We start from the raw sequence: 3642 nt of genomic DNA on the forward strand, positions 1-3642 counted from the left end.
CCGCATGGGTGGTGGTGGAAAGGGTTTCCGGCTGGGGATGGGCCCGCGGCCTATCAGCTTGTTGGTGGGGTAGTGGCCTACCAAGGCGACGACGGGTAGCCGGCCTGAGAGGGTGACCGGCCACACTGGGACTGAGACACGGCCCAGACTCCTACGGGAGGCAGCAGTGGGGAATATTGCGCAATGGGCGGAAGCCTGACGCAGCGACGCCGCGTGGGGGATGACGGCCTTCGGGTTGTAAACCTCTTTCAGCAGGGACGAAGCGCAAGTGACGGTACCTGCAGAAGAAGCACCGGCCAACTACGTGCCAGCAGCCGCGGTAATACGTAGGGTGCAAGCGTTGTCCGGAATTATTGGGCGTAAAGAGCTCGTAGGCGGTTCGTCGCGTCGGCTGTGAAAACCCGGAGCTCAACTCCGGGCCTGCAGTCGATACGGGCGGACTGGAGTTCGGCAGGGGAGACTGGAATTCCTGGTGTAGCGGTGAAATGCGCAGATATCAGGAGGAACACCGGTGGCGAAGGCGGGTCTCTGGGCCGATACTGACGCTGAGGAGCGAAAGCGTGGGGAGCGAACAGGATTAGATACCCTGGTAGTCCACGCCGTAAACGTTGGGCGCTAGGTGTGGGGGCCATTCCACGGTCTCCGTGCCGCAGCTAACGCATTAAGCGCCCCGCCTGGGGAGTACGGCCGCAAGGCTAAAACTCAAAGGAATTGACGGGGGCCCGCACAAGCGGCGGAGCATGTTGCTTAATTCGATGCAACGCGAAGAACCTTACCTAGGCTTGACATGCACGGAAATCTCGCAGAGATGCGGGGTGCCTTTGGCGTCGTGCACAGGTGGTGCATGGTTGTCGTCAGCTCGTGTCGTGAGATGTTGGGTTAAGTCCCGCAACGAGCGCAACCCTCGTTCCATGTTGCCAGCACGTGATGGTGGGGACTCATGGGAGACTGCCGGGGTCAACTCGGAGGAAGGTGGGGATGACGTCAAATCATCATGCCCCTTATGTCTAGGGCTGCAAACATGCTACAATGGCCGGTACAAAGGGCTGCGATACCGCGAGGTGGAGCGAATCCCAAAAAGCCGGTCTCAGTTCGGATTGGGGTCTGCAACTCGACCCCATGAAGTTGGAGTCGCTAGTAATCGCAGATCAGCAACGCTGCGGTGAATACGTTCCCGGGCCTTGTACACACCGCCCGTCACGTCACGAAAGTCGGTAACGCCCGAAGCCGGTGGCCCAACCCCTCGTGGGAGGGAGCCGTCGAAGGCGGGATCGGCGATTGGGACGAAGTCGTAACAAGGTAGCCGTACCGGAAGGTGCGGCTGGATCACCTCCTTTCTAAGGAGCGCTGGCCGGCAGACTGAGGTCTGTCGGTCCAGAGCTGTGCTCGGGTCGTGATGGCCGCCCAGTACCGGGTGGTCACGTCGTGGTCGAGACAGTGCTCGAGGGTGGAACGCTGACCAGTTCGGCCGCCGGCTGCTGCCGGCTTCTAGTACGGCGTCGTGTCCTCCTCGGAGGGCGGGGCGTGGGGAACGGGGCCGGGGTGGGCGGGTGGTCGTAGGCACGCTGTTGGGTCCTGAGGGAGCGGGCCCGGTCCGGTCAGTGATGGCCGGTGCCGGTGGTGCTCACCTCGCCCCGGGTTCGCCCGGGGGTCCAGGGCCTCCTGGATCTCATACCGCCTGGTGGTCGGTGCCCTGTGGGTGCGGAGCCGGGGCTGGTGGGGTCGGTGTGGGGGGTGGCTGGTTGGTCGTTGAGAACTGCACAGTGGACGCGAGCATCTTTTGATCTCTGGACCCGCACGTCCCTCGCTTGCTCCGGTGGTGCCCCTGTGGGGGTGGCCGGCCGGTGTGGTGGTGGGGTGTGGGTGTCGAGTGTGTGTAGGTAGTGGTGTGGCCAAGATGTTGAGGGCACACGGTGGATGCCTGGGCACCAGGAGCCGATGAAGGACGTGGGAGGCTGCGATAAGCCTCGGGGAGCTGCCAACCGAGCGTTGATCCGAGGGTGTCCGAATGGGGGAACCCCGCACCAGTCATGTGGTGTGACCCGCGCCTGAACACATAGGGCGTGTGGAGGGAACGTGGGGAAGTGAAACATCTCAGTACCCACAGGAAGAGAAAACAACCGTGATTCCGTGAGTAGTGGCGAGCGAAAGCGGATGAGGCTAAACCGTTTCCATGTGATACCCGGCAGGGGTTGTGGAAGCGGGGTCGTGGGACCGCCCGCGCATGTCTGCCGGCGTGCGAAGGAGTGAGAAAGACCGGATGTTAGTGGAAGGCCTCTGGAAGGGGTCGCCGTAGAGGGTGAGAGCCCCGTACACGAAAACACCGGTCCTCCTGTGGCGTGTTCCCAAGTAGCACCGAGCCCGTGAAATTCGGTGTGAATCCGGCGGGACCACCCGCTAAGCCTGAATACTCCCTGGTGACCGATAGCGGACGAGTACCGTGAGGGAAAGGTGAAAAGTACCCCGGGAGGGGAGTGAAATAGTACCTGAAACCGTGTGCCTACAAGCCGTCAGAGCTCAGAATGCGCACCTTCGGGTGTGCGGGGTGATGGCGTGCCTTTTGAAGAATGAGCCTGCGAGTTAGCGGTACGTGGCGAGGTTAACCCGTGGGGGGTAGCCGTAGCGAAAGCGAGTCCGAACAGGGCGATCTGAGTCGCGTGCTCTAGACCCGAAGCCGGGTGATCTACCCATGGCCAGGTTGAAGCGCGGGTAAGACCGCGTGGAGGACCGAACCCACCAGGGTTGAAAACCTGGGGGATGAGCTGTGGGTAGGGGTGAAAGGCCAATCAAACCCGGTGATAGCTGGTTCTCCCCGAAATGCATTTAGGTGCAGCGTCGCGTGTTTCTTGCCGGAGGTAGAGCACTGGATGGCCGATGGGCCCCACAAGGTTACTGACGTCAACCAAACTCCGAATGCCGGTAAGTGAGAGCGCGGCAGTGAGACTGCGGGCGATAAGGTTCGTAGTCGAGAGGGAAACAGCCCAGATCATCGGCTAAGGCCCCTAAGCGTGTGCTAAGTGGAAAAGGATGTGGGATCGCAGAGACAACCAGGAGGTTGGCTTAGAAGCAGCCATCCTTGAAAGAGTGCGTAATAGCTCACTGGTCAAGTGGTTCCGCGCCGACAATGTAGCGGGGCTCAAGCACACCGCCGAAGCCGTGGCACTCACGCGACAAGCCCGCCGTCGATCCTTCGGGATCGCCGGCCAGGTGCGTGGGTGGGTAGGGGAGCGTCGTGTGGCGGGTGAAGCGGCGGCGGAAGCCAGCCGTGGACGCCATGCGAGTGAGAATGCAGGCATGAGTAGCGAGAGGGGAGTGAGAACCTCCCCCGCCGGAAGACCAAGGGTTCCTGGGCCAGGCTAATCCGCCCAGGGTGAGTCGGGACCTAAGGCGAGGCCGACAGGCGTAGTCGATGGACAACGGGTTGATATTCCCGTACCCGCGAAGGAGCGCCCATGCCGAATCCAGCGATGCTGACCCACCGAAACCGCTCACGCGCCTTCGGGTGTGTGGGTGGGAGTAGCTGGGGACCCGGACTGGTAGTAGGCAAGCGATGGGGTGACGCAGGAAGGTAGTCGATGCCGGTGAGTGGTAGAACCGGTGCAAGGGTGTGGCCCGCGCCATAGGCAAATCCGTGGCGCAGTC

Annotated in this window: 2 rRNA genes; both read left to right on the top strand. The window is 62.1% G+C overall.

Annotated features, from left to right (window positions below):
* Window positions 1-1337, top strand: a 16S ribosomal RNA gene (locus ACI8AD_RS24870); the annotation flags it as partial.
* Window positions 1338-1890: 553 nt separating this feature from the next.
* Window positions 1891-3642 (top strand): 23S ribosomal RNA (locus ACI8AD_RS24875); the annotation flags it as partial.

Source organism: Geodermatophilus sp. SYSU D00766, from assembly GCF_054049915.1.